34 protein-coding genes and 1 tRNA gene are annotated in these 25,149 nt (G+C 33.5%); 9 read left to right on the top strand and 26 right to left on the bottom strand.

Features of this window, described 5'->3' with window-relative positions:
- The first annotated feature begins 8 nt into the window (after positions 1 to 8).
- Genes C6990_RS08795 through C6990_RS08780 form a run of 4 tightly spaced genes read left to right on the top strand, consistent with a single transcriptional unit; the run spans position 9 to position 3,243 of the window.
- A complete protein-coding gene (locus C6990_RS08795; RefSeq protein WP_182130428.1) occupies positions 9 to 662 on the top strand; it encodes a precorrin-2 dehydrogenase/sirohydrochlorin ferrochelatase family protein in 654 nt (217 codons plus the stop codon).
- Positions 659 to 1,912, top strand: a complete 1,254-nt coding sequence (gene hemA, locus C6990_RS08790; protein WP_182130426.1) for a glutamyl-tRNA reductase — start codon at positions 659 to 661, stop codon at positions 1,910 to 1,912. Before C6990_RS08795 ends, hemA begins: the two co-directional genes overlap by 4 nt.
- A 42-nt stretch (positions 1,913 to 1,954) precedes the next feature.
- Positions 1,955 to 2,935, top strand: a complete 981-nt coding sequence (gene hemB, locus C6990_RS08785) for a porphobilinogen synthase (protein WP_182130423.1) — start codon at positions 1,955 to 1,957, stop codon at positions 2,933 to 2,935.
- Positions 2,932 to 3,243, top strand: a complete 312-nt coding sequence (locus C6990_RS08780) for a hypothetical protein (protein WP_182130421.1) — start codon at positions 2,932 to 2,934, stop codon at positions 3,241 to 3,243. The genes hemB and C6990_RS08780 overlap by 4 nt, the downstream gene beginning before the upstream one ends.
- Here the strand turns inward: C6990_RS08780 and C6990_RS08775 are convergent.
- On the bottom strand, positions 3,240 to 3,860 hold the full coding sequence (locus C6990_RS08775) for an HD domain-containing protein (protein ID WP_182130419.1): 621 nt from the start codon (positions 3,858 to 3,860) through the stop codon (positions 3,240 to 3,242). The genes C6990_RS08780 and C6990_RS08775 overlap by 4 nt on opposite strands.
- Positions 3,861 to 4,478: a hypothetical protein gene (locus C6990_RS08770; protein ID WP_182130416.1), complete on the bottom strand. Its 618-nt coding sequence runs from the start codon at positions 4,476 to 4,478 to the stop codon at positions 3,861 to 3,863.
- Between the two features lie 187 nt (positions 4,479 to 4,665).
- On the opposite strand from C6990_RS08770, the gene C6990_RS10910 reads away from it, so the two are divergent.
- Positions 4,666 to 4,788 (top strand): hypothetical protein, encoded by a 123-nt coding sequence (locus C6990_RS10910; protein ID WP_255465362.1) that lies wholly within the window; start codon positions 4,666 to 4,668, stop codon positions 4,786 to 4,788.
- Positions 4,789 to 4,821: 33 nt separating this feature from the next.
- Here C6990_RS10910 and C6990_RS08765 read toward each other — a convergent pair.
- Positions 4,822 to 4,922, bottom strand: a tRNA-Leu gene (locus C6990_RS08765).
- A gap of 119 nt (positions 4,923 to 5,041) precedes the next feature.
- Here C6990_RS08765 and C6990_RS08760 point away from each other — a divergent pair.
- Positions 5,042 to 5,356, top strand: a complete 315-nt coding sequence (locus C6990_RS08760) for a single stranded DNA-binding domain-containing protein (RefSeq protein WP_048117122.1) — start codon at positions 5,042 to 5,044, stop codon at positions 5,354 to 5,356.
- Here C6990_RS08760 and C6990_RS08755 read toward each other — a convergent pair.
- Complete coding sequence (locus C6990_RS08755; RefSeq protein WP_342752475.1) at positions 5,350 to 5,955, bottom strand: hypothetical protein; 606 nt, start codon at positions 5,953 to 5,955, stop codon at positions 5,350 to 5,352. The two genes, C6990_RS08760 and C6990_RS08755, sit on opposite strands and share 7 nt — an antisense overlap.
- A gap of 46 nt (positions 5,956 to 6,001) precedes the next feature.
- A complete protein-coding gene (locus tag C6990_RS08750) occupies positions 6,002 to 6,910 on the bottom strand; it encodes a coiled-coil domain-containing protein (RefSeq protein WP_255465361.1) in 909 nt (302 codons plus the stop codon).
- Between the two features lie 136 nt (positions 6,911 to 7,046).
- Between C6990_RS08750 and C6990_RS08745 the strand changes: the two genes are divergently transcribed.
- Positions 7,047 to 7,358 (top strand): hypothetical protein, encoded by a 312-nt coding sequence (locus C6990_RS08745; RefSeq protein ID WP_182130410.1) that lies wholly within the window; start codon positions 7,047 to 7,049, stop codon positions 7,356 to 7,358.
- On the opposite strand, the gene C6990_RS08740 is transcribed toward C6990_RS08745, so the two are convergent.
- Positions 7,347 to 8,015, bottom strand: a complete 669-nt coding sequence (locus tag C6990_RS08740; protein ID WP_182130408.1) for a phosphatase PAP2 family protein — start codon at positions 8,013 to 8,015, stop codon at positions 7,347 to 7,349. The genes C6990_RS08745 and C6990_RS08740 overlap by 12 nt on opposite strands.
- 139 nt (positions 8,016 to 8,154) lie before the next feature.
- Here C6990_RS08740 and pgk point away from each other — a divergent pair, with 139 nt between their 5' ends.
- Positions 8,155 to 9,363 (top strand): phosphoglycerate kinase, encoded by a 1,209-nt coding sequence (gene pgk / locus C6990_RS08735; RefSeq protein WP_255465359.1) that lies wholly within the window; start codon positions 8,155 to 8,157, stop codon positions 9,361 to 9,363.
- On the opposite strand, the gene C6990_RS08730 is transcribed toward pgk, so the two are convergent.
- From C6990_RS08730 to arsM, 16 genes are all read right to left on the bottom strand, one after another.
- Entirely contained in the window at positions 9,356 to 9,703 is a 348-nt protein-coding gene (locus C6990_RS08730; protein ID WP_182130404.1) for a hypothetical protein, read from the bottom strand. The two genes, pgk and C6990_RS08730, sit on opposite strands and share 8 nt — an antisense overlap.
- Position 9,704: 1 nt before the next feature.
- Positions 9,705 to 10,148: an iron-sulfur cluster assembly scaffold protein gene (locus C6990_RS08725; RefSeq protein WP_182130402.1), complete on the bottom strand. Its 444-nt coding sequence runs from the start codon at positions 10,146 to 10,148 to the stop codon at positions 9,705 to 9,707.
- Positions 10,145 to 11,389, bottom strand: coding sequence for a cysteine desulfurase (locus C6990_RS08720; RefSeq protein ID WP_182130400.1), 1,245 nt, complete (start codon positions 11,387 to 11,389; stop codon positions 10,145 to 10,147). The genes C6990_RS08725 and C6990_RS08720 overlap by 4 nt, the downstream gene beginning before the upstream one ends.
- Positions 11,390 to 11,392: 3 nt before the next feature.
- A complete protein-coding gene (locus C6990_RS08715) occupies positions 11,393 to 11,701 on the bottom strand; it encodes a Rieske (2Fe-2S) protein (RefSeq protein WP_182130398.1) in 309 nt (102 codons plus the stop codon).
- A gap of 5 nt (positions 11,702 to 11,706) precedes the next feature.
- Positions 11,707 to 13,107 carry a Fe-S cluster assembly protein SufD gene (sufD, locus tag C6990_RS08710; RefSeq protein WP_182130396.1) on the bottom strand — a complete coding sequence of 467 codons (1,401 nt, stop codon included), beginning with the start codon at positions 13,105 to 13,107 and terminating at the stop codon, positions 11,707 to 11,709.
- A 24-nt stretch (positions 13,108 to 13,131) separates the two neighbouring features.
- On the bottom strand, positions 13,132 to 14,532 hold the full coding sequence (sufB, locus tag C6990_RS08705) for a Fe-S cluster assembly protein SufB (RefSeq protein ID WP_182130394.1): 1,401 nt from the start codon (positions 14,530 to 14,532) through the stop codon (positions 13,132 to 13,134).
- A gap of 121 nt (positions 14,533 to 14,653) precedes the next feature.
- Positions 14,654 to 15,451 (bottom strand): uroporphyrinogen-III synthase, encoded by a 798-nt coding sequence (locus C6990_RS08700; protein WP_182130392.1) that lies wholly within the window; start codon positions 15,449 to 15,451, stop codon positions 14,654 to 14,656.
- On the bottom strand, positions 15,451 to 16,191 hold the full coding sequence (cobA, locus tag C6990_RS08695; protein WP_182130390.1) for a uroporphyrinogen-III C-methyltransferase: 741 nt from the start codon (positions 16,189 to 16,191) through the stop codon (positions 15,451 to 15,453). The genes C6990_RS08700 and cobA overlap by 1 nt, the downstream gene beginning before the upstream one ends.
- A complete protein-coding gene (gene hemC / locus C6990_RS08690) occupies positions 16,188 to 17,123 on the bottom strand; it encodes a hydroxymethylbilane synthase (RefSeq protein ID WP_182130388.1) in 936 nt (311 codons plus the stop codon). The genes cobA and hemC overlap by 4 nt, the downstream gene beginning before the upstream one ends.
- Positions 17,120 to 18,397 carry a glutamate-1-semialdehyde 2,1-aminomutase gene (hemL, locus tag C6990_RS08685; RefSeq protein WP_182130386.1) on the bottom strand — a complete coding sequence of 426 codons (1,278 nt, stop codon included), beginning with the start codon at positions 18,395 to 18,397 and terminating at the stop codon, positions 17,120 to 17,122. Before hemL ends, hemC begins: the two co-directional genes overlap by 4 nt.
- A 137-nt stretch (positions 18,398 to 18,534) precedes the next feature.
- The gene (locus tag C6990_RS08680) at positions 18,535 to 18,699 is read right to left on the bottom strand and encodes a hypothetical protein (RefSeq protein WP_160289403.1); all 165 of its coding nucleotides are present in this window, start codon (positions 18,697 to 18,699) and stop codon (positions 18,535 to 18,537) included.
- Positions 18,700 to 18,790: 91 nt separating this feature from the next.
- A complete protein-coding gene (locus tag C6990_RS11070) occupies positions 18,791 to 18,913 on the bottom strand; it encodes a hypothetical protein (protein WP_255465354.1) in 123 nt (40 codons plus the stop codon).
- Positions 18,914 to 19,145: 232 nt separating this feature from the next.
- Positions 19,146 to 19,592 (bottom strand): hypothetical protein, encoded by a 447-nt coding sequence (locus tag C6990_RS08675; protein WP_182130384.1) that lies wholly within the window; start codon positions 19,590 to 19,592, stop codon positions 19,146 to 19,148.
- Positions 19,593 to 19,648: 56 nt separating this feature from the next.
- The gene (locus C6990_RS08670) at positions 19,649 to 20,326 is read right to left on the bottom strand and encodes an MIP/aquaporin family protein (protein ID WP_182130382.1); all 678 of its coding nucleotides are present in this window, start codon (positions 20,324 to 20,326) and stop codon (positions 19,649 to 19,651) included.
- A complete protein-coding gene (locus C6990_RS08665) occupies positions 20,326 to 20,721 on the bottom strand; it encodes an arsenate reductase ArsC (protein WP_182130380.1) in 396 nt (131 codons plus the stop codon). The genes C6990_RS08670 and C6990_RS08665 overlap by 1 nt, the downstream gene beginning before the upstream one ends.
- A gap of 15 nt (positions 20,722 to 20,736) precedes the next feature.
- On the bottom strand, positions 20,737 to 21,495 hold the full coding sequence (arsM, locus tag C6990_RS08660; RefSeq protein WP_182130378.1) for an arsenite methyltransferase: 759 nt from the start codon (positions 21,493 to 21,495) through the stop codon (positions 20,737 to 20,739).
- A 63-nt stretch (positions 21,496 to 21,558) separates the two neighbouring features.
- Between arsM and C6990_RS08655 the strand changes: the two genes are divergently transcribed.
- Positions 21,559 to 21,936: a winged helix-turn-helix transcriptional regulator gene (locus C6990_RS08655; protein ID WP_182130376.1), complete on the top strand. Its 378-nt coding sequence runs from the start codon at positions 21,559 to 21,561 to the stop codon at positions 21,934 to 21,936.
- A gap of 27 nt (positions 21,937 to 21,963) precedes the next feature.
- On the opposite strand, the gene C6990_RS08650 is transcribed toward C6990_RS08655, so the two are convergent.
- Genes C6990_RS08650 through C6990_RS08635 form a run of 4 tightly spaced genes read right to left on the bottom strand, consistent with a single transcriptional unit; the run spans position 21,964 to position 25,025 of the window.
- Positions 21,964 to 22,266, bottom strand: coding sequence for a P-II family nitrogen regulator (locus C6990_RS08650; protein WP_182130374.1), 303 nt, complete (start codon positions 22,264 to 22,266; stop codon positions 21,964 to 21,966).
- Positions 22,263 to 23,348: a sodium-dependent bicarbonate transport family permease gene (locus C6990_RS08645; RefSeq protein ID WP_182130372.1), complete on the bottom strand. Its 1,086-nt coding sequence runs from the start codon at positions 23,346 to 23,348 to the stop codon at positions 22,263 to 22,265. The genes C6990_RS08650 and C6990_RS08645 overlap by 4 nt, the downstream gene beginning before the upstream one ends.
- Positions 23,349 to 23,399: 51 nt before the next feature.
- Positions 23,400 to 24,386, bottom strand: coding sequence for an inorganic phosphate transporter (locus C6990_RS08640; protein ID WP_182130370.1), 987 nt, complete (start codon positions 24,384 to 24,386; stop codon positions 23,400 to 23,402).
- A 9-nt stretch (positions 24,387 to 24,395) separates the two neighbouring features.
- Entirely contained in the window at positions 24,396 to 25,025 is a 630-nt protein-coding gene (locus C6990_RS08635) for a DUF47 domain-containing protein (RefSeq protein ID WP_182130368.1), read from the bottom strand.
- Between the last annotated feature and the right edge of the window lie 124 nt (positions 25,026 to 25,149).

Raw genomic sequence — 25,149 nt, 5'->3', positions numbered from 1 at the left:
TTTGATCGATGATAGTTGATCTTAATCTTCAAAATAAGATGGTAATCGTCATCGGGGGAGGAAATGAGGCAGAAAAAAGAATCAATTCCCTATTAAAGCAAAATTGTGATATACTAGTAATCAGTGATTCGGCAAGTATCAAAGTAAACAAATTAGTAAAAGCCAAAAAAATCAAATTCAAAAAACAAAAAATTCAAAATACAAAATTTATTTCAGAATTTAAACCACATATGATTATCACAACAACAAACGACAAAAAAATAAATCAGAAAATTATCAATGCTGCAAAAAGAAAAAAGATTATTGTATATAGTTCAGATAATCCCGAAGAGAGTGATTTTTCCAATCCAGCAATAATTGATTTTGATAACATGGTCCAGATTGCAATATTTACAGGAGGTCAAAGCCCTGCAATGTCAAAGAGAATTAAAGCCAAAACAGAAAAGCCACTCAAGGAATTAATTACAAAAGAAGACATTGCGCAGATTAGAATTCAAAAGATCGCAAGGAAATTTGCAAAGGAAACTATCCCCTCACACACTCAAAGAAGAGAGTGCCTGCGTAAAATCATCAATGATAATGAGATTGATCAGTTAATAAAAGACGGACAGATAAAAGATGCTGAAAAGCGAGCAATTACAATATTGAGGAATTGGAAATGAAGCAAAATATCATCAATGCACGTGTTACTTTTCGTAACTCACCAATTCACATTCTTGAACAATTTACAATAAAAAATATGGAAAGTGCATATGAGCAGTTCAAAAAGCATTCAGGATTAGATGAGTGTGTAATAATTCAAACATGTAATAGAATCGAATTATTTGGGAAATCAAAAACATATGATATAGATAAAATCAAGAAAACATGGGCAACAATTACTGGACTTGAAGAAGAAGCGTTTGATGAAAATATCGAATGTGTAGAAAACAAAGAGGCTCTTCATCATTTGTTAAAACTAACATCAGGATTAGATTCAATGGTATTAGGTGAAGAACAGATTCTAGGTCAAATAAAAAACTCTATCACTTCTGCCAGAGAAGTTAAAGCATCAGGGCAACATCTCAATAAATTATTTGATAAAGCAATTCGAATAGGTACAAGAATTAGAAACACCAGCGGTATCGGAGCTGGGGGAATATCAGTAGGATCTATGGCAGTAAAGCTTGCAGAAGAGAATATAGATGAATTAAAAGAAAAGAAAATTTTGCTAATTGGTACAGGTGAAGTATCTACACTTGTTGCAAAGTCATTACAAAGAAGAGGATATGCTTTTGATGTTACCAGTAGAACACTCGGAAGATCAGAATCATTTTGTGAAACAATGGGAGGAAACCCAATTAAATTCGAACAGGTTCTACCGGGTTTTGGAAAATATGACGTAATGTTTGTGGCAACAACAGCACCATATTTTCTTGTAACAAATGAAAGGATTTCTAATGCAATGAAAGAGAAAAAAGGCGGAATGATGATTTTAGATTTATCAAATCCAAGGACAGTTGATGAAAAAGTTGCAACGATTGGAGGTATCAAGCTAATGAATCTAGATCAAATTGCAGAAATGGTTGAGAAAAATATGAATGCACGATTAAACAAAGTAAAAACAGTTGAAAATATAATTAGTGAGGAAGTTTGTGTATTAGAAGCCTCAATGAAAAGATTAGATGCAGAGCCACTAGTGAAAGATGTATTCAAAAACATAGAGAATCTAAGAGAAAAAGAATTACAGAAAGCGCTACAAATGCTTGATGAAAAAGATGAGAAAAAAATTAAGATTATTGAAGAGTTGACAAAAGCAGTTGTTGAAAGTATCGTATCAACCCCAATGAACAATATCAGGAGGGCATCTGAGCAAGGAAAACCAGACGTTTTAGAATTGGCAAGTAAGCTATTTGACTATAAAAAACAATAACAGGCAGACTAGGATTATATTTTACCCATAAAGAATTTCATTATGTCATTTCCAGCAAGACGATTACGTAGGCTAAGAACATCTGAAAAAATGAGAGAATTGATTCAGCAGACTACACTGTCACCTAAAGATTTCATTTGTCCAGTATTTGTTCAAGAAGACCTTAAGACCAGAGTTAAAGTAGAATCAATGACAGAAATTGAAAGGCTGCCTTTAGAAGAGGTAAATGAGGAGGTAGAAATAATTAGCGATTTAGGAATTCCTGCAATCATGCTTTTTGGAATTCCAACTCAAAAAGACGAGTCTGGGACTTCTGCATTTGATGATAATGGGATAGTTCAAAAAGCTATATCTAAGATTAGAGAAAATTTTGGAGATAAAGTTGTAATCATGGCAGATGTATGTCTATGTCAGTTTACATCAACAGGTCATTGTGGAATAATTCAAGGAGATAAAATTGATAATGACACTAGTTTGGATACTCTATCAAAAATTGCGGTTAGTCAAGCAAAGGTAGGAGTGGATACAGTATCACCATCTGCAATGATGGATGGTCAAGTTGCCGCAATAAGAAAAGCACTTGATGATGAAGGATTTACAGATGTGTCAATAATGTCACATTCAGCTAAACATCGTTCAAATTTTTATTCACCATTTAGAGATGCTGCAGAATGTGCTCCAAAATTTGGCGATAGAAAAACATACCAAGTTCCATACACAAACGCAAGAGAAGCCATGATGGAAGTAGAAACAGACATCAATGAAGGAGTAGATATCGTAATGATAAAACCTGCATTATCTTATTTGGATTTAATTGCTGAGACCCGAAGAAAATACAACATTCCAGTTTCTGCATACAGTGTATCTGGAGAATATGCATTAGTAAAAGCAGCATCACAATTAGGATATGTTAATGAAAAGGACATTACAGAGGAAATCCTATACTCAATCAAAAGAGCTGGTGCAGACATGATAGTAACATATTTTGCAAAATCTGCTTCAAGATTTCTTCAAGAATCATGAGAAACGACGAACGATTTGAAATTCAAAGAGCATTTGATTTATTGCCACATGTTGTAGGCTCTAGTTGGGCAGTCATATGGTTCAGAATGAAGGGGATTAAAAAGCCAACAAGAGAAGAATATAGAGATAAAACATTAGAATTTTTAAAAAAAATAGAACCAGTTTTCGATTCTTACCCTAAAGATGAAGAATTTTCAGAAATTATGAAATACATCGAATATAGAAAAAATGAAGAATATGATAAGATAAAAACAGGGGAAAACAAAGAGGTTGAAACTAGATATGATAGATATGTGGATTATGGCTAAATCTCATCTTTAAGTTGTTTTAAAAATTCCTTCAAAATTTCAGTTCTCTTCTTTGCCTCTGCTTTTCCAGATTTTGTATTCATCAGAGATTCTAGAGTAAGTAATTTTTTGTAGAAATGATCAACTGCCCATATATTATCATCTGGATTTCTTTTTTTGCAGAAAGGATCATCTATGTCATAAAATGGTCGTTTTAGTGAACCACTTGTAGCAAAAACTCTAGCAATTCCAATGGCACCTAATGCATCTAACCTATCAGCATCTTGGAGAATTTTTCCTTCTATAGTATTAGGAATTTTTTTTTGTGAAAAACTATGATCTCGAATGGCATCAGAAATAATCATAATTTCTTCATGGGAAAAATTATATTTTTTTAAAATACTTTGTGACTTTTTTGCACTTTCAATTGAAGATAGTTTTGAGCGTTTGTCAGATTTTGGATAAGATACTAAATCATGTAATAAAGCAGCACTCAAAACTAGTTTCTCATTTGCTCTTTCTTTTTTACATATTTTTTTGGCATTTTTATAAACTCGCATAATATGCTCAAAATCATGAGCAGGATCATTTTTGATTATTTTTTTGACTTCGTCTTCAAGTGAATTAAGAACTTTCATTTAGATTCTCCAAATTTTTGGTTTGACAAATTTTAATTTTTTCTGAGTTATTAAGACAGTCCAATTTATAGATGCAAAAACTATGATAGCACCAATTCCTACACCATCAATCAATAAAATTCCTGTGAGACGATCTTCAAATATTTCAAAAAAGGGTCTTAAAACAGCATCACCAAAATAAATCATGACAATATATGAAAGGGTTCTACCAAACCAAAATCCCAGATAGATACTTAGACTCTTTGCACGCATTAATCCATATGCAATAAACAGCATATTGCTTGGAAGTGGCGTGGCTCCAAACAGAAAAGATGCAATAATGTATCCATATTTTTTCCTATTTAGATAGTCACCAATAATATCAAGATTTGATTTCTGTTCTTCTCCAACAAATTTTCTAAATAATCCACTAATTTTTTTAAGAAAGAATCTCCCAAGTGTAGCTCCTGTTGCACCAACCATTGCAAGAATTACAATATTCAAACTTGGATCAAGAAGGTAGAAGGATGTCAAAACTATCCAACTAGGCGGCATCAATATTGGAGCAGTATTAACACCAATCAAAACAAGAAAAATTCCTAGATATGAAAATTCACTAAAAAATTCAAAAATATCCAACTTCTTTCAAGAAATCTTTCTCATTTTTTGTTTCTAAACCCTTGGATCACCATTCAGTCAGAAGAAAATATCATTCTGATCTAAAAAATTAAAAGAATTACAAGATTTTTGAAACAATGATAATGTTTTGTAACAAATTGGATCAATCATGCAATATCTTTATAAGCAATTTGTGCCTAAACCAAATATGTCCGAGTTAGTTTGGAAATGTTTTAGATGCAATCTATCTTTCAAGGACGAAGAACTGGCAGAAATGCATAAAAAAATATCAACACATACCACAACCAAAGTAAAAGCAATTGTTGCTTAATTTTTCAATATCAATTATTCAATCATAATAAAATGCAGAGGGTGGGATTTGAACCCACGAACTCCTGAGAGAAGGGATTTCCTATTATGAAGATCTTGAGTCCCTCTCGGTTGACCGGGCTTCGATACCTCTGCAATGAGTTTGTGTATAGACCAATATTTCTCAATTACTATTAGGACAAAAGAGAAAATTGATCTGAAATTTCATTATTTTTGAGAAAGCTTATAATCGTGCTAATTTGATTCAAAAATAGATGACAGAGTTCATACCAATTTCACAAGCAAAGAAAATGCGCAGTGGAGTTAATGTAAACGCCGAAGTTAAAAGTAAAGGAGACCCAAGGACTGTAAATCTAAAAAGTGGAGGAACAGTTGATGTCTGCGATGCAGTTATAGCTAACGGTGAAACTGAAGATGACCAAATGAAACTCACGTTATGGGGTGACGACATTAAAGCAGTTAATGTTGGAGACACCGTTGTGATCACTAATGGATACACAAATGAGTTCAAAGGCGAGGTATCACTTACCAAAGGTAAGTTTGGTCAAATGGAAATAAATCCTCAATAACTTCTTTTATTGCCTTGATTATTTTTCAAATCTACTAGTATTACTGTTGTTCCGATTACCGAAATAATTATTCCAAGAATTAATAAAAATCCAGAGAAGGCTAGAATTAGTACAGTATTCATAGAAGTGTCTGAATTTGATAGAGGATCAAAATTATCTGGATCTTCAGAAAACATTGCTGTGACATGAACATTTCTTGTTCCAATATTTTTAATTTCTAAATTTAATGTGTCAGATTGAGCGATGTTTAGCATCTCAAAAAGAATAGGATCATTTTGAATAAAATCGCCATAATCATCTCCAAAAATATTTGAAACTTTTATTGATAATTTATCACTGGGGTGATAATCAGTTATTCTAATTCCCCATAATAATGGAACATCTGATGAAAATATACTATAGGAAAAATAAGTTGAATCACCAGGCATGATTTGAATTTCATCAGTTATTTCATCAAACATTTCTTCAAATAAGGAATTAGAAAAATTGTTTATTTCGGAAATATTGTTTGGAACAATAGAAGAGGCAACTGAAAGCGAGATAACAATTAGTCCCAGTCCAATGATGGAAATTATTGGACCACGTTTCTTCACAATCATCTTATGGAGCCAACATGTTTTATTTCTAGAAACAATATAATGAGATTTATCGCTTAGATTTCTTTACTGGTTTTCTTTTTGCTACCTTTTTCTTTGCTGCAGTTTTTCTAGCTGGTTTTCTTTTTGCTACCTTTTTCTTTGCTGCAGTTTTTCTAGCTGGTTTTCTTTTTGCTACCTTTTTCTTTGCTGCAGTTTTTCTAGCTGGTTTTCTTTTTGCTACCTTTTTCTTTGCTGCAGTTTTTCTAGCTGGTTTTCTTTTTGCTACCTTTTTCTTTGCTGCAATTTTTCTAGATGGTTTCTTTTTGGAAGATTTACGTTTATTTGCTAAAAGTACCCGTAGTTTTGAAGAAGCTTTTTCTAATGAATTTTTAGCAGATTCTTCAGTTTTTATTCTTTTTTCTAATTCTTTTTCTAGTTTTTGAGCAGCCTTTCGACTTTGAGTAATTGTTTCACGTAATGTTGGTTTTGATTTTGTTTGTTTTTTAATTTTTGAATCTATTTTTGATTTAACATCAGAATAATTTGAAACGTCGTCTGAAATCTTTTTGGCAGTTTTTTGCCTGTTTTTTATTTCGGACTCTAATTCTTCCACATGTGTCTTTAATGAGCGTAATCTACCCTCAGCATTCTCTTTTTCTTCTGGATTTTCAGCAAATTCTATTTCTTGCTGGGCTTGTTCTATGGCCTCTTTTTCACGGATTAGTTTTTCCTGAGCAACGGCTACTAATCTTTCAATACTCTCTAGTTGTGAGTTTTTTTGTGTGAGTACAGTTGATACGTCAGATACATCCTCTCGTTCTGATTCAATTTTTTTATCAATTGTTGTTAAACCAGACGAAGATCGTTTTTCAGCAGAACGAACTTGTTTGAATTCTTGTTCAGCTTTTTGTCTAAGTTTTGATGCTTCCTGTTTCTTTTTTCTTAATTGAAGAACTAATTTTTCTAATGATGCCAATGATACAATCAAAGAAAAAGAATCGGTTAAGTTGTTAATATAATCAGGATTTGACTTACCTGTTAAGAAAATTAACTAACTTTGATCGCAAAAATCATTTTTTAAAAAATATTAGTCAATAGGTTTTAAGAAGTGTATGGATTTTCATCCAAAAGATTTGCCAGTATCAAAGACATATGATCTAAAAAATGAAAAAGATGCTTTAGATGCAGTTGAGGATATGATAAATCTAGGATTCAGAGAAAGAAGAGAAGGATTCAGAGTCCTTATGCCAAAAGAAACTAAATTAGCTAAAAGGATAGGATACTCTGTAACAACGGGAGTTACTCACGGTCTCAGACAAAAAAATGAAATTAGAGATGTCAGGTATTGGACATATCATCATGATGATGAACATTATGCAATAGTTTTGATAAGTAATTCTGCATTAACTGATTTAGGTTTTTGATTTCTCAAAAAGTTTGTAAAGTTTTGTGCGTTTTGCCATTACTCCTGCAAGCATTATTCCAATTACAGTACCACCAATGACATCCATTGGATAATGTTGTAGAACATAAATTCTGCTCAGAGATATCATTGTAGGATATAAGAACATCAGATATGCTCCACGGGGGAATCTCTCTGAGAGAGCATATCCCAAAATTATTGCAAAAATCATTGATCTTGCAGCATGGCCTGATGGGTATGATGCATCAAATCCACCCTCACAGAATAATGCAAAAGTATCACGGCTGATTGTTACAGGAAAATCAACCCCCTCATACTCAAAATCAGGCCTATCTCTATCCACCCCACATTTGATATAACCCGTAAGGAGTGTTGCGATTACAATTAAAATCATAAGAGTAATTCCTACTCGTCTAGTTTTCGGGATGATTAAAACAATAATTCCAAATATTAGCATATTGAAAACATCGCCGCTTTCTGTTACATATTGCATAAAGATGTCAATTGTAGGATTCCCAATATTTTGTGAGAAAAATAAAACAATGCTTTGATCAAAAGTTTCAGTGACTCCAGAATAAACCAAGGAAGTTAGAACAAGAAATAATCCAGTCAGTAAAACAAAGGAGCGGGACCTAATATCAAAAATCCAGTTTTTCAATTAATTAAACCTCAAGCTGGTAGTTTTTAATTTTTGTCAGTAGATAAGTTTTGAAAGTATCAATCACGGTTTGTAAATATCATTAGTGAAAATAAATGATCGGCTCAAAGAATTTAACCAAGTGGATAATAGAAAGGGCGTGAAGGTACTCACACTAGATGATTTTGATCTAAAAGGAATGACTGTTTTTGTAAGAGTTGATATGAATTGTCCAATAGATCCAGACACCATGGAAATTTCAGGTACCAAAAGAATTGAAGAGGCAATTGGGACTTTACAAGCACTAAAAGAATCCAAAGTAGTTGTGGCATCACATCAAGGAAGGGTTGGCAATAATGATTATACCGGAATGGACAAACACGCAAAAGTTCTTGAGAAATTAATGAATAGGGAAATTAAATATGTTGAAGATACTATTGGCGAAGCAGCTCAAGACGCAATTAAAAATTTAGAAGATGGAGACATTTTACTTTTAGACAATCTAAGGTTATGTGCAGAAGAAAATTATGAGTTCACACCAGAAAACGCTGCAAATACAATAATGGTTTCACGATTATCAAAATTCTTTGATCTGTGTGTTTTAGATTCATTTCCTAGTGCACACAGATCACACCCATCAATTGTTGGATTCCCACAGGTAATACCTGCTTGTGCAGGAAGAATTGTAGAGAGGGAAGTTAGAAACCTCGACGAAATAATGACTGTAGCCAAGGCCCCACATGTTATTGTCCTAGGTGGCTCCAAAGTTCCAGATAGACTAGAAGCAATTAGGCTATTAATTCAAAATGGGCGTGCAGATCATGTGTTATTGACAGGTTTGATTGCCAATGTGTTCATGCGTGCACAAGCCAGAATCAAATCACCTCTCGGAATTAAAAGAGAGGACGAGGTAGTAGCAAAAGCTCATGCTTTGATTGGAGAATATCCAGATGTATTTGCAACACCTGTTGATATTGCAATTGACAAAGATGGAGCAAGAGTAGAGATGGATGTAAGAGAAATTGCAAAAACTGATAAAATTTATGATTTGGGCCCCAAAACAATCGAATATTATTCAAAATTAATTGCAGGTGCTGGTACTGTCTTTATTAGCGGACCGGCAGGATATTTTGAAAAAGAAAATTTCAGTTTTGGAACAAAAGCATTACTTGATTCAGTTGCTAACTCCATGGCAACCACAATTGTGAGTGGCGGTCACTTGACATCTGTTCTTAAAAGACTCGGGCTAGCAGAAAAAATTAATCATGTTAGTACTGCAGGTGGAGCACTAGTGCTTTACCTCACAGGAGAAAAACTACCAATGATTAAAGCGTTGGAAGATGCGGCTAAAAAATACAGATCTAAATAGAAGATTTACAAGAAGTGTTTGGACATATTCTTTCTTCTGATGGGCCAAGATAGATATCATGATTACAAGAATTGCAATGAAGTTTCTCAATTGGATCAAATAATTTCATCCATATCGTTGTAAAGTTCTGTGCAATGTTTCTGACAAGACCAGAATCACAGATTTCGTTAAAAAAAGATTCAGTATCATCTATAATCCAAGAAGGATCAAGATCACCATTTTTTTTTATAATTTCAAAAATTTCATCGTTAGTAAATTTGCCATCAGGATCATTGTATTTTTCAAAAATTATTTTTCGTATTTGCAATGATATTGGTATTGTAGGAGTAAAATCACTCATACTAATACAGATTTGCTGCCTCTTCTTTTAGTTTATCTACATCAGGAGTATCTTCCATATTCTTTCCAATGTAGGTGTAAAGAGCAGATTTCAGTACTTTGAGAGAAAGTAGTGCACATTTTATTCGTACAGCCTGAAGATGCTCAAGACCCAATTCACTTAAGACATCATTCTTTTCAATTGCTCTTGCTTCATCAAGAGTCTTACCTTTGGTAATTTCAGTTAGAACAGAAGAGCAAGCCATACAAATTGCACATCCTTTTCCATGAAATTTGATATCTGTTACTTTGTTATCATCAATTTTCATGTCAATGTCTATACTATCACCACAAAGTGGATTAGAATCATGAAATGTAACATCATGGTTTTCAATCTCTCCATAATTTATTGGATTTCTAGAATAATCCACAATCATTTCATGATAAATATCTGCATTACCACTCATAATTTGAACACCTTTGCCACAATGTTTAATGAATTTACCAGAATATCAATGTCTTCTTTAGTATTGTAAATGTAAAAACTAGCCCTTGATGTTGCAGCAACATTTAGTCGCTCCATCAATACTTGAGCACAATGATGTCCAGAACGCACTGCAATTCCTTCTTCATCAATTATTTGAGCAACATCATGAGGATGTACATCTGCAAAATTAAATGAGATCACACCACCACGTTTTGACATATCCTTTGTACCATAGATATGGAGTCCTTTGACTTCAGATAATTTTTCAATAGCGTACTTTGTCAGTTCAATTTCGTGCTCTCGTATAGTGTCCATTCCAATTTTTGTAAGATAATCAATTGCAGCACCCAATCCAACAACATCTGCAATATTTGGAGTACCAGCTTCAAATTTGTATGGCAAGTCATTCCAGGTTGTTTCATACTTGTGAACTTCTCTAATCATATCACCACCACCATGAAATGGAATCATAGTTTCTAAAACAGATTTTTTAACCCATAAAACACCAATGCCTGTTGGACCCAACATCTTGTGTCCTGAAAATGCAAAAAAGTCACATCCTAGTTTTTCAATGTCAACTTTCATGTGAGGTACTGCCTGAGCACCGTCAACTAGTGTAAGAACTCCTGCTGCTTTACATTTTTCAATTATTTTTTCAGCATTAGTAATTGTTCCAAGAACATTTGACATTAAACTAAAGGTCACAAGTTTGACTTTACCTGTTGCAAGATATTTGTCAAGATCATCTAAAATTAGTTCACCATTATCATCCATTCCGATGTATTCTAGTTTTGCATGTTTTTCTTGCGTAACTAATTGCCAAGGTACAATGTTACTATGGTGTTCATATTCAGTAGTAACTACAATATCACCTTCGTTAATGTGAGGCCTACCCCATGCATATGCAACTAGATTAATTGCTTCAGTGGTTCCTCTAACAAAGATAATTTCTTGACGATTTTTAATGTTAATGAATTTTGCAATTTTATCCCTAGTTGCCTCATAAGCCTCAGTTGCTTCTTCTGCTAGGGCATACACGGCTCTATGGATATTTGCATTATGGTTTTGATAATAATCAGTGATAGAGTCAATTACCTGGTTTGGTTTTTGGGTAGTTGATGCATTATCAAGATACACAAGTTGTTTGTTATCTCGAACAGTTCTTTGGAGAATTGGAAAATCTTTTCTTATATTTTCAAATAATGATTCGGTACTTTGCATTTCTTAAAGCTCCACGTAAATTTCGTTGTCATCTATTTTAACATTGTATACTTTGAGAGGAGTTTCTGCAGGAAGATTTTGAGGTTTACCATCATCTAAATTAAAAACAGAAAGATGTAGTGGGCATCGCACTCCTTCTTCGCTTAGAATTCCAGTGGAAAGGTCTGCATCTGCATGAGTGCAGATTAAATCAGTTGCATGAATTTTTCCTTTGAGATTTGCAAGTAAAAGTTTTTTATCATTATGAGTAAATCCAAAAAGTTGTCCTTCTTTTACCTGCTCTAAATTGCAAGCTTTAATCCATTCTGACAAAATATTCACCGATACTTGTAATGTTGCTCAATCTCTGCGTCTTCGTTATAACGTGTCTCTTCTACTTCAACAAATTTAGTTAATTCTGCATCAGTGTTAATTGTTAGTTCACGGTTTTCCCATTTAGATTCAATAAGATATGCAATCCATGCTCTTACTTGGAAGGACATTTTCCTGGAAAGTGGTTCCAAGAATCCTTCAACAATGGTTCGTTCTGCCTCTTCATGAGTCAGACATCTAGTTTTAAGATAAAATATTTGCTCTTCGTCAATTTGTGCAACAGAGGCAGAGTGAGTAGCCTTTACATCATTTGTAAATATCTCTAGTCCAGGAATTGCATCAGATTTTGCATCCTTATCTAAAAGAATAGAACGGCCAGACAAAAAGGAATTTGACTTTGCAGCATGCTCTTTAATGCGTATCATTCCCTTGAAGAGAGATTTTGATTTGTTTCTAAGAATTGATTTTTCAACTACTCTTGCTTCAGTTGATGGACTTTCATGATTGACATTAGTTTGAATATCAAATGATTGTTCATCATTTCCAAATATTACCTCAGAGTCATTTGCAGATGCACCACTCCCATTAAGGAAATAATCAATTTTGTATCTAGATAGAACAGAGCCAAACAAGCCAGAATACCAATTTACTTTGGCATCTTGTGCCAAATCAGTACGCCTTGTTGAAAAGTTTACTGTATGTTGATCCATTAACTGTAAAGTTGTAACATCTAGCTGTGCATTGGCTGCAACATTTGCGTTTAGTAATTCGAGATATGCAGGTTGTTTTTCTGTTTTAGGAGAATAGATTTCTTGTACAATTGTAGCTTTACTACTTTCATCTGCAAAGATAATATTTCTAGCAATAGTCGAATTTCCATCTTCAGAAAGACATGCCAAAAAGTGAATTGGTTTCTCCAAGATAAGGTTGCGTGGAATATGGATGAAAACTCCTGAGTTAAATGCTGCGTTGTTTAATGCGGTAAATTTATCGTCTTTAGAGTTTGAGGCTTCTAGTGCCTTTTTTACCAATTCAGAATTATTTTGAATTGCATCAGAGATTGATGAAACTACAAGACCTTTGGATTTTAGATCATCGGAGATATTGATTTTATGAACATTTGTTCCAATCTGAATGATACATGTTTCATTTTCTAGCTCAGTTAATCTCTTGTTTAGAAAACTTGGAATGGTTTCAGTTGTAGATGTTGAAAGTAATACTTTTTCTGGATCCATTTTTTTGGCATCAGTGTATTTGTTGTATAGTGGAGACATTTCAAGTGGAAGGCTATCATAGATGGTTAGAGAATTTTTTCTATAGTCTTTGAGCCATTCAGGTTCATTTCTTAATGAGGAGATCTCATCAATATGGCTTGTGTTGATTTTTGATAGGGCTTCTTGAGACATTTTTAATCAAAGTGAATTGGGAGTTTATCCCACAGAGTCATCCATTTCTAGTTTGATGAGTCTGTTGAGTTCTACTGCATACTCCATTGGAAGTTCTTTTGTAAATGGCTCCATGAAGCCATTGACAATTAATGAGAGTGCTTCCTCTTCAGTAAATCCTCTACTCATCAAATAGAAAATTTGTTCATCACCAATTTTTCCAACTGTTGCTTCGTGTGTAATTGTTGCATCTTCCTGATTAATTTCCATGTATGGATATGTATCAGTCTTGGATGTGTCATCTAAGAGTAATGCGTCACATCTTACAGTTGCTTTAACATTTGTAGCACCTTTTGCCACATTGAGTAAGCCTCTGTAAGTTGAACGTCCATCTAATCTACTTACTGACTTTGATGTAATTTTAGAGGTAGTATTTGGTGCAAGATGAACCATTTTAGCTCCAGTATCTTGATGTTGTCCTTTTCCTGCAAATGCAATAGATAGAGTTTCACCATATGCTCTCTCACCCATAAGATAGATTCCCGGATACTTCATTGTTAGTTTACTTCCAATGTTTCCATCAATCCATTCTACTGTTGCACCTTCATATGCATAAGCACGTTTTGTAACCAAGTTATACACATCACTACTCCAATTCTGGATTGTTGTGTATCTTAGTTTAGCATCTTTGTGTGCAACTAGTTCTACAACTGCAGAGTGAAGTGATTCTGAAGAATAAACGGGAGCAGTACATCCTTCAATGTAATGAACTTCTGAACCTTCATCAGCAATGATCAATGTTCTTTCAAACTGACCAATGTTTTCAGCATTAATTCTAAAGTATGCTTGTAATGGCATGTCGACTTTGACACCTGGTGGAATGTAGATAAATGAACCACCACTCCAAACTGCACTGTTTAGTGCGGCAAATTTGTTATCCTCTGGAGGGATAATTTTACCAAAGTATTTCTTGAAAATCTCTGGATGCTCATGAAGAGCAGCATCGGTATCTAAGAACAAAACTCCTTGTTTTGCCAAGTCTTCTCTTAGAGAGTGATATACAACTTCAGATTCATATTGTGCACCCACACCAGCTAAGAATTTCTTTTCAGCTTCTGGAATTCCAAGTTTATCAAATGTTTTTTTGACATTGTCTGGAACGTCTTCCCAGTTCTTTTCTACTTTGTCTGATGCTTTTGCATAATAGTAAATATTTTGGAAATCAATAACACTAAGATCTCCACCCCAAGTTGGCATTGGTTTTTTCATAAAAATTTCAAAAGATCGTAATCTAAATTCAAGCATCCAATCGGGTTCGTTTTTCATTTTACTGATGCTGATTACAGTTTCCTTAGACAGGCCTTTCTTGCTAAGGTGGACATAAAGTTCTGTAGAGTCTTTAAAATCATATTTGGAATAATCCATATCGAGGTTTTCTGTTGCCATGCCCATCATAACCCCGTTATATTATAAATACATGAGGAAAAATAGGCACAGCTAAATAGCTTCAGCTAAATCCAAGTGCATAGTTCACAATCAAGTATTGAAAATAATTAAGCACGAAAGATTATACAGTTAGAGTATTTTTCATTGCATCAAATGCTCCTGCAACTGTATGAACTTGGGATACAATATTTTTAACATTGAATTTTTTTAATTCATCTGAAGTGAATGGACCAATAGATACCACAGATAATTTTCCAAGGTTTTCAAGTAATTTATCATCATCATAATCTTTTGACATTATCTCAAAGAATCCACGAACAGATGATGCACTGGTAAATACAATGCCGTCGACTTTGTTCTGAGAGAATAGTTCCCTAAACTCATTCCATTGAGTAGTATCTCTAAATGCACAAACATCATAAAGATGAATTTCAAGTACATCAATTCCAATTTTGTTTAAAAGTTCTTTAAGAAATGGTGTAGATGCACCACTGCGAGGTACAATCACTTTTTTTCCAACTGCATTAATTTGTGTGAATTCCTCCCCCACACCAACAGATGAAAAGGTAGTAGGTTGAAAATTTACTTTGATTCCTTCATTTTCAAGAGCTATTGTTGTTTTTGGACCAACAGACATGACCATAGTATTTGCAACAGCCAATTGCAGTTTATCTAATTTACCAATATTTTTTGCAGTATCAAAAAGAAGTTTTACTGCCTTTGAACTCATAAAAACAGAGTAATCTGGATTGTATTTCTCAACAGATTCTAAAAACTCATCAACAATTTTTTCTCCCTTACTTACAAGTTCAATTGTAGGTAACGGGAGTGGTTTTGCATGATTTTCTTCAGCAAGTGAAATGAATTCATCGGCGTCATCTTTTGAACGAGTGATTGCTATAGTTTTTCCATCAAGCATTATTTCCACCCAATTGAATCTGAGAGATTTACAACATTTCCAATAATAATATTTGTTGGAGGGGTAATTTTATTTTCTTTAATTTTTTTTGCAATGTTTGTTACTGTCCCTTTGATCATTTTTTGACTAGGAGTAGTTCCATTTTGAATTACAGCTACAGGAGTTTTATTATCCATGCCTCCAGCAATTAGTTGTTTACAAATAATATCAATTCTTGAAAGCCCCATCATTATTACTATAGTATCAACAGACTTTGCTAGTCTTTTCCATTTTACAATCTCTTGTTTCTTCTCTGGATCTTCATGGCCCGTAACAAAAACTACCGATGATGCATGTTTTCTATGAGTCAGAGGAATTCCGGCATAAGTTGCCGAACCAATTCCAGAAGTAATTCCTGGAACAATTTCATATTTTATTTTATTTTCTTTTAGAAATTCTGCTTCTTCACCACCGCGTCCAAAGATTATAGGATCACCGCCCTTTAGTCTAACAACATTTTTTTTTATTTTTGCATATTTTACCATCAATTCATTAGTGGTAATTTGATGAGTTGTGTCATCACCCACGGCTCTGCCAACGTAAATTTTTTCAGCAGATTTTGGAATCATTGAAATTATTTTTTTGCTTACCAATCTATCATACAAAACAACATCTGCTTTTTGGAGTAATTCAACTGCACGTAGCGTAATTAATTTATGATCTCCAGGTCCTGCTCCAACAAGATACACTTTTCCAGTCATGATTTATTCCATTCCTCCACTTTTTCTCTCCAATTTAATGCAAGATCATTTACACCCTTTTTGCGCAATTCTTCCCCAGCACTTTTGCCGAGAAATTTAGGATCATTTTTGCTACCTGTCTTACTTACATGAAGTGATTGCTTCCCATCAACAGAGAATGCAAATACTGTTAATGTCATTTCAGAGCCATTTGATTTTGCATATGCACCTAGTGGAAATCTGCATCCAGAATCCACATAATCAGATAATGCTCGTTCTGCTTCTATCTCTAATCTAGAGTCTGCATCCTCAATTTTTTTTAGCATGGAAATTGTATTTTCATCATCGGCTCTAGACACAATTGCAATTGCTCCTTGTCCAGGTGATGGGGAAAATGTCTCAATGGATAGTGGCGAAAATTTCACATCAACCCCCAATCTTGAGATTCCAGCTTGTGCAAGAACTATTGCATCAAAATCTTCTCCAGATGCTTTTTTAATTCGGGTTTCAATATTTCCTCTAATTGGTTTGACTGTAACATCAGGCCTAATTCTAGATACTTGAACTGCACGTCTAAGTGAACTTGTTCCAATTACAGCGCCTTTCTTAATATTTTCCAAGGAAGAGTCATCAGATGAGATAAAGACATCATTTACTGCTTCACGTTTTGGAATTGATGCGATGATTAAACTCTCATCTAATTCTGAGGGAACGTCCTTTAAACTATGTACTGCAAAGTCAACCTCTTTTTGAGATACTGCTCTATCAACTTCTTTTTCAAAAATTCCTTTCTGATTAATTGTAAATAATGGTCTAGAATCAGTATCGCCTTTAGTAGTGATGGATTTAATTTCATACTCGCAATCAGGATTTACTTTTTTTAGTTCTGATATTACCCAGTTTGTCTGAGCAATGGATAGTTGACTACCTCTTGCACCTACAATGTATTTCATTTTTTCACCGATTTTAGTGCTGCATCATATGCATCAAGTGTTTTGTTCAGAACATTTTCTGTATGGGCATCAGAGAGAAAAACAACTTCAAATTGTGAGGGTGCAATGAATATTCCTTTTTTCAGTAAAGTTCTAAACATTTTCTGAAATTTCTTAGAGTCTGCTTTTTTGGAGGTTTCATAATTTGTCACAGGTTTATTTGTAAAGAAAATCTGAAACATTGAGGCCGTAAAGTTGATTTGATGAGGAATATTCATGTCAGTTGCCATATCATCAAGTGCAGTAGAAAATAACAGATTGAATCTTTCTAGTTTTGAATAGAGTTTGTTTTTTATTTTGTTTATGGTCTTAATTGAAGCAATTGCAGCACTAACAGAAATAGGATTTCCTGCAAAGGTACTTGCTTGGTAAACCTTTCCTCCAGGAGACAACAAATCCATGATTTCTTTTCTTCCGCCCACTGCAGCAATTGTAAAACCATTGCTCAAGGCTTTTGCCATTGTAGTTATGTCAGGTTTGATTCCAAAATGTTCTTGGGCCCCACCAGGTGCAACTCTAAACCCAGTAACAACCTCATCAAAAATTAAAGGAATGTTATTTTCTTTGGTAATTTTTCTTAAATCAGAAAGAAAATTCTTTTCAGGCAAAATCAATCCCATGTTGGCTAAAATGGGCTCTACAATTACACCTGCAATATCTTTATGTTTTTGTATAGTCTTTTGAAGATCTTCAATGTTGTTATATTGTACAACTAGAGTGTTTTTTGAAACTTCATCCAATCCACCATCTGAAACAGAAATTCCATTATGGGCAGAGCCAGAACCAGCTTTTACCAATACAGAATCATGGGCACCATGATAGCATCCTTCAAATTTAATTATTTTTTTCTTTTTTGTAAAACCACGAGCTAATCTAATTGCAGTCATTGTTGCCTCACCTCCTGTATTTACTAATCTTACTTTGTCAATAGATGGAAAGTTTCCAATGATTAATTTTGATAATTCAATTTCTGATTCTGTTGGAGTACAGTACAGAGTCCCCTTTGAAAGCTGATTTGAGACAGCAGAAATAATTTCTTTTCTTCTGTGTCCCAAAAGTAATGCACCGTAACCATTACAAAAATCAATAATCTTTTTGTTTTCTGAATCCCAAAGATATGCACCATTAGATTTTTTTGTAAAGAATGGGTATGGTTCAAAATACCTAACAGGGCTATTAACTCCTGAAGGAATGACTTTTTTTGCATCTGAGAATAATTTCGAATTAGTCATCACAATTGGCTAAACTAGGTCATTATTATTCGTAAAATAATAAAATTAAATGGTATTTAGGCACAAATTATCCCACATAGGGGCGATCTGATGGTTCTTGTTTGCACCAACAGTTAGGACTGCATAGATATTTTTGATTTTCAAACATCATATTCTCCTGTATTGTTCTTCCCATCATTGCCATCAAGATGAATCGACTTTGTGGACTCTCGTACAACCTGTTTAATGATGTCTGCTACTTCTTTTGACAATAAAATTTTTGAAAATGAGGAATTGTCTTGCTCAAGGAAGGTAGTAGCACACATTAAACACAGTTAGAGATAATTTCATAAAACATAATTGTGATTATTTTCCATAGTAATCTAAAAATTTGTAATCTATATAGAAATTTGTAGTTCATGTAAGTTTATTGCAAATGTCATCACAGTAAGGACAAAATAAAACATCTTGGGCAAATTTTCCACGTCTTAAAATTTCTGTTTCATGATTTCCACATTTTAGACATTTGATTTTTTGCATGTAACAACTATTAATTTTTGATCTAAAAGAATACTCTAAATGATTTATGATAAAGATGTAATTAAATACAATTTACATAATTACCGAATTATGACTATATTCTTTATTACAATTATGGTATCGTGGTAAAGTTTTTTGATTACAACGATAACAAACATACTGAAATAAAGTATTACAATTTTTGCATTTGGAAAAATTTTTTAAAAAATAGCCACACTTTCTGCAACATTCATCAGGCATAATACACTTGAGTCTTTTTTGGTGCCCAATCAAAATCACGCAACATAAACAATATTTTTTTTGCTAGATAATTTGGGATCACATCTAAATCACATACTATCAGCATCAATCCTTTAGAGTATGGAAAAATTAATTCCAAGAAGGTTTCCCTTTGAACTATAATGAAATTTAGAGGGCCAACCAAATCATCAAATTCTTTGGATAGAGATGTCTGTAATGTTCTTTGCATGTAAAACATTTCTATTTCAGTTTTTGACATTTTTTTAACGATTCTGTCATTGCGAAATTTGTATTCGATTGCTCTTCCATTTTTGTTCAAAGATGACACAAAAAAAATTCTCTCATTTGAAGCCAAAATGTCCTCACATAGGCGTGTAATTCCTAAATTTTGTTCAACATTTGATGATATCATGATTAATTTTACACAAGACAAAGACAAAAGATGACAGTCTTTAGATTTGATAACAACCTGTAATCTATGTAGTTGATAGATGTCTATAATTCCTGTTTTCTTTGATTCTTAAATTTTTTCCTAAACAAAAATGCAACAATAGTTGTTCCGACAAATGGTGCACTCCAATAAAGCCAAAGATTATCCATCACACCAGACAATAAGGCAGGTGCCAAGGCTCTTGCAGGATTCATTGATGCGCCAGAAATAAATGCCAAAAAGAGAATATCTAATCCCACAATACCACCAATTGCAATTCCACTGAATCCTTTGAGTCCTTTTGTGTACACTACTGTAAAAATAACTGCCATAAGCAATGCTGATGCTAAAACTTCTACTGGGAAAATTAAAAATATCGAATAGTCAAAATTTGGCGCATTTGCTCCAAGATTTGCTTCTTCTCCAATAAACATCATCACAAATAAAGAACCAAGTATCGCTCCAATTAGTTCAGCTGCAAAATACCAAATGATTTGAATTTTAGAAATGTGGCCAGTGATATAATAACCGATGGTTACTGCAGGATTGAAATGTGCAAGGGATATTTTTCCAAACGAATAAACTCCAATGATTAACGCAATAAAAGGCGTGACTGCCGCAAACCAAATACCATATGGCCCTCCAATTTGAACATCATATACAATAGAACCTGTAGCAAAAATTACAAGAATAAAAGTACCAATTAATTCAACCGTAAAGATTTGTAGATTAGAATAAGACATTATTTGTTCTCTAAATTTTTTATTAGATTCATTACTTCATTTTTTATTTGATCACGAATCTCTCTAATTTGATCAAGATCTTTTCCTTTAGGATCTGATATATTCCAATCAATCACATCTTTTACAAATAGTGCCGGACAAGAATCACTTTTCATACAACCCATATTTACGGTAACAGATTCAGAAATCATTTCAGGGGTAAGTTCTTTAGGTTTTTGATTTGTTATATCAATCCCAATTTCAGCCATTACCTTTACTACATTAGGATTAAGTTCAGATTTGGGTTGAGTGCCTGCACTCATTACATCAAAGTTAGCGGCATATTTTCGTAGAAATCCTTCAGCCATTTGACTCCTTCCTGCATTTTCAACACAAACAAAAAGAATTTTTTCCATATCTCAAAAAATAAATTATTTTATTGCCTTAATTACAAGACTAGAGATTTTCCTGTTGTTAAATTTTTCTCCATCTATATATGATCTTTCTTCCAATATTTCGATTTTTTTAAATCCAGCTTGTTGAATGCATGAAACATAATTTTCTTTTGTAAGAGCCCCATCAATACACTCACACCATTGATCGGAATTAATTTCTCCTGAAGGTAATTCGATATCAGTGATTAAATCAGAGATAACCATTCGGCCATTTTTTCTTAAAATTCTAAAAACTTCTTTGAATGCATTTGTTTTATTTGTAGTGAGATTAATGACGCAGTTACTAATCACAGCATCAACAGAATTAGGATTTAATGGAATGTTCTCTTCAATATCACCCTTCTTAAATTCAACATTAGAAAAATTTCCTTTTAATGCATTTTCTCTGGCTTTTTCCAACATTTTATCAGTCATGTCAATACCAATTGCTTTTCCAGAATTCAACACTTTTCTTGCTGCCAAAAAAATATCAATTCCAGCTCCTGAACCTAAATCTACTACAGTTTCACCTTCTTGTAGATTTGCATGGTTAATTGGAGATCCACACCCAACACCCAAAATTGCTTCTTGGGGAATTGATTCAAGATCTTTTTGATCATAACCAATCATTTTTGTTACATCTATCGGAGAATCTCCACTATCACACTCACCAGGCATGCAACAGCAGTCAGTATTTCCAGATACTACAATCTTTGAATATCTTTTCTTAATATCGTCTTTAATCGAACTTTCCATGTTACGGTTTACAAGGTAAACTATTAAAGTTGTAAAGAGAAAAGCATTGTAGTTAGTGTAATTATGGAAACTAAAGGGAAAAAACTACATATTATTGAAAATAAATGTGAGTTTACTGGGTATGATGCATCAAAACTATTGAAAGAGACTTCAATCATTAGAAAATTAATTACTAAAAGAGCAACGCTTGAAATTTTGTTTCCATTGTGCTGTACAACAGAACCTGTAAGACACAAACAATTCAAAGAATCTCTCAAAGGAATTAGCAGTAAAACATTATCAACTAGATTATCAGAACTTGTTTCTGAAGGAATACTAGAACGACAAATGTATGCAGAAGTACCTCCACGTGTTGAATACAAATTAACAAACAAAGGACAAGAATTGATTGAATCAATTTCTAATTTACTTGAATGGATGAGAAAATGGTCAAAGAAATGAATATGGATTATTATTAATTAAAAATTATCAAAATTTTTCAGTTCGTACTACGCCAACATCACTAACATAGAGAACAATTGCAAAGTTTGCAAACAGAGTTCTTGAAATTTCTTCTACAACGTCTTGTAGTTTTTCTTCACGCATAATTACTTCAACTTTAACATTTTTTTCAGTTTTTAATCCTTGTCCACGGATTCCACGTGAACCATTTCCATCTACCTCATAGGTTGTATATCCAGTGATGTCATGTTTGCCTAAAATTTCAAGGATATTTTTTTGAGCAAGGATCTCACAAGTGATTGTTAATAATTTAACATTGTACAGTTTCACAAGAATCCCTCAGCAATGAAATTGAATAAGTCTATCGTTCCTTCTCCTGTATGAACAAGTGTGGATATTGTAAACAAGATAGGCAATGTGACAATAATATTGAATGGGAATGTTATGCCCAAGGCAGATGTAATGTACAGACTGGGTTTTGCTTCGGGAATTGCATGACGCAAAACTGCAGGTGCTGCAATAAATGAAGCACTAGCCATAAGCAATCCAAACATGACTGCACCTCCTATGCTTAATCCCAGTGCAGTTGAGACTAGAACTCCAACTATTCCATTGAATAAGGGCATGATAATTGCAAAGGATGTAAGAAAAATGCCTACTTTTTTAATATCATCAAGTCGTTGGCCAGCAATTATTCCCATTTCAATCATAAAAATTACAATTGCTCCAGTAAACATATCATCAAATACAATCTTGATTGATTGAAAACCATCCTCGCCAATTATGTAGCCAATTACAATACTACCAAGTAAAATTACAATTGCTTTTCCAGTAATAGACTCGTGTAATACTTTAGAGAGTTTTGTTTTTGTTTGGTTTAATCCAATGTCAATATCCGTAGAGTCATCATCTGAAAAAGACTGTTTTTTCTTGTGGATTTGTTTTGATACTGCCATATTTGTCATAAATATTGCTAAAATAAACGCAAGTGGTTCTAGCACTGCAAGAATTGCTGCAATATATCCTTCCGAAGTAACTCCTTGATTTTTTAAAAAAGATAAACCAACAGAGAAATGAACTGCACCAACTGCACCATAAGTAGATGCTAAAGCATAAGAATCAAAAAGATTGAACTTCCCAAGTCTTCGTAAAATTTGATAATGATTTAATGTAAACAGCAAAGAAAGACCAATTGCAACCAACATTGGAATCAACATATTTTCAAACCCTGTATTTCTCATCTCTATTCCACCATGAAGTCCAATTGCAGCTAGAAGATAGATTGGTAAAAATTCTGAAATTGCCTCAGGCATTTTCAAATCAGATTTTATTCTTGCTGCAATAATTCCAAATAAGAAAAATAAAATGATTGGAGTAAGAAGATTAGCTTGAATTAGTTGTAAAATATCCATTATATTATATCAAAAAAATTTGGCGGAAATAAAAATCAAGGTATGTTAAAGTCACACAAATAGATCAATAAGGGAGGTAAATCCGATTCCAAACAAGGCAGCTCCAGGAATGGTGATTACCCAAGAAAATACAATTTGTCTACTTACCTTCCATCGTACAGCACGTTTTCTACGGGCAGCACCTGAACCCATTATAGTTCCTGTAATTGCATGAGTAGTACTAGCAGGAATTCCAAATACTGCAAATATTGCCAACATTAGGCCTCCACCAGTTTCTGCTGCAAATCCTTGGTATGGTTTGAGTTTTGTAATTTTTACTCCTAATGTTTTGATTACTTTGTACCCACCAAAGAAAGTACCTAATCCCATAGCAGTTGCCGCAGCAAAAATTACCCATAAGGGCATTTCAAGATTTGGAATCATTCCTGCTGAAAATAAAATCAATACAATAATTCCCATAGTTTTTTGTCCATCATTGGCACCATGAGTTAAGGCAAACCAAGCTGAAGATATAATTTGCAATCTACCAAAAGTTTTGTTTACAGGTCCTGGTTTTTTACTTGCAAAAACTGTAATTATCGCAGTTGTTAGAAGAGCACCAAAAATTATTCCACCTATTGGTGCAATAACAATTCCTGCAAACACTTTGGTTAGTCCGCCTAAAACTAATTTTTCAAATCCCAATCCTGCAATGCCTGCACCCATTATACCACCAATTAAAGAATGGCTGTTTGAAATTGGCAACCCAAAATATGTACATAGAGTACTCCATGTAATTGCACCAGATAGTCCACCTACTATCATATAGACAGTAATATCATCAGGACTGACTATTCCTTTTGCAATGGTTGTGGCTACTGCTACACCAAAAACAAATGGTCCAACGAAATTCATTAAAGCAGATAACCCTACTGCTTGAATGGGTTTTAACACACGGGTTCCAATAACAGTGGCAACAGAATTTGCTGAATCATTGAATCCATTTACAAAATCAAAGATTAGGGCTACAATTATTGCACCTATTGCTATCTCTAACATTTAATCATCTCAAGTATATTTTAAAACAATATCTTCGATAACATCGGCAACATCTACACATCTATCTGACGCTGTCTCCATTGTTTCATAGATATCTTTGAGTTTGATGATTTTAATTGCATCACTAGATTCAAACAGTTCTTTTATTGCATCTCTATACAAGTCATCAACTGCGTGTTCAATATCACTGGTGTTTCTGCAATGCTCGATCATGTCTTTGGGATTTTTTATTTTCTGTAATTTTGAAATCATGTACTGAACTTCTTTTGTAGCCTTTACAAGATCATCAGCCATTTTTAGACAATATGGAGGAGTTTCAGTAATTTGATAGCTGTAAAGTCTTGCTGCAATGCCATCCATGAAATCAATGACATCATCGATTTTTGAGGCTATTCTCTGCATATCCTCACGATCAAGTGGAGTGATGAAAGTCTTGTTTAATTCTGCGAAAATATCACGAGTTAATTGATCAGCCTCAGTTTCAAGTCTGTGAATTTTTTGATGCTGCTCAATATTTTTTAGATCAGATAGTAAGACAACTACGGCTTCAGATGTCTCAACTGCCTTTTTTGCTAAATTATCTAGAATTGTTAATAGTTCTTTTTCATTGGATTTTATCCACGATAACCATTGTCCCATGATTCATCGAATATAATTTGTGAATTAAGGTTAGCCAACATAGAGTCTATTGCTCTATATAGTTTAGTCAACAATATACAGATCTGTATTTGATCCACATCATTTAATTAAAAATAAAAAAAGA

It is taken from the genome of Nitrosopumilus sp. b3, assembly GCF_014078525.1.
Lineage (GTDB): Archaea > Thermoproteota > Nitrososphaeria > Nitrososphaerales > Nitrosopumilaceae > Nitrosopumilus.
This window is presented reverse-complemented; position numbering and strand designations above follow the sequence as displayed.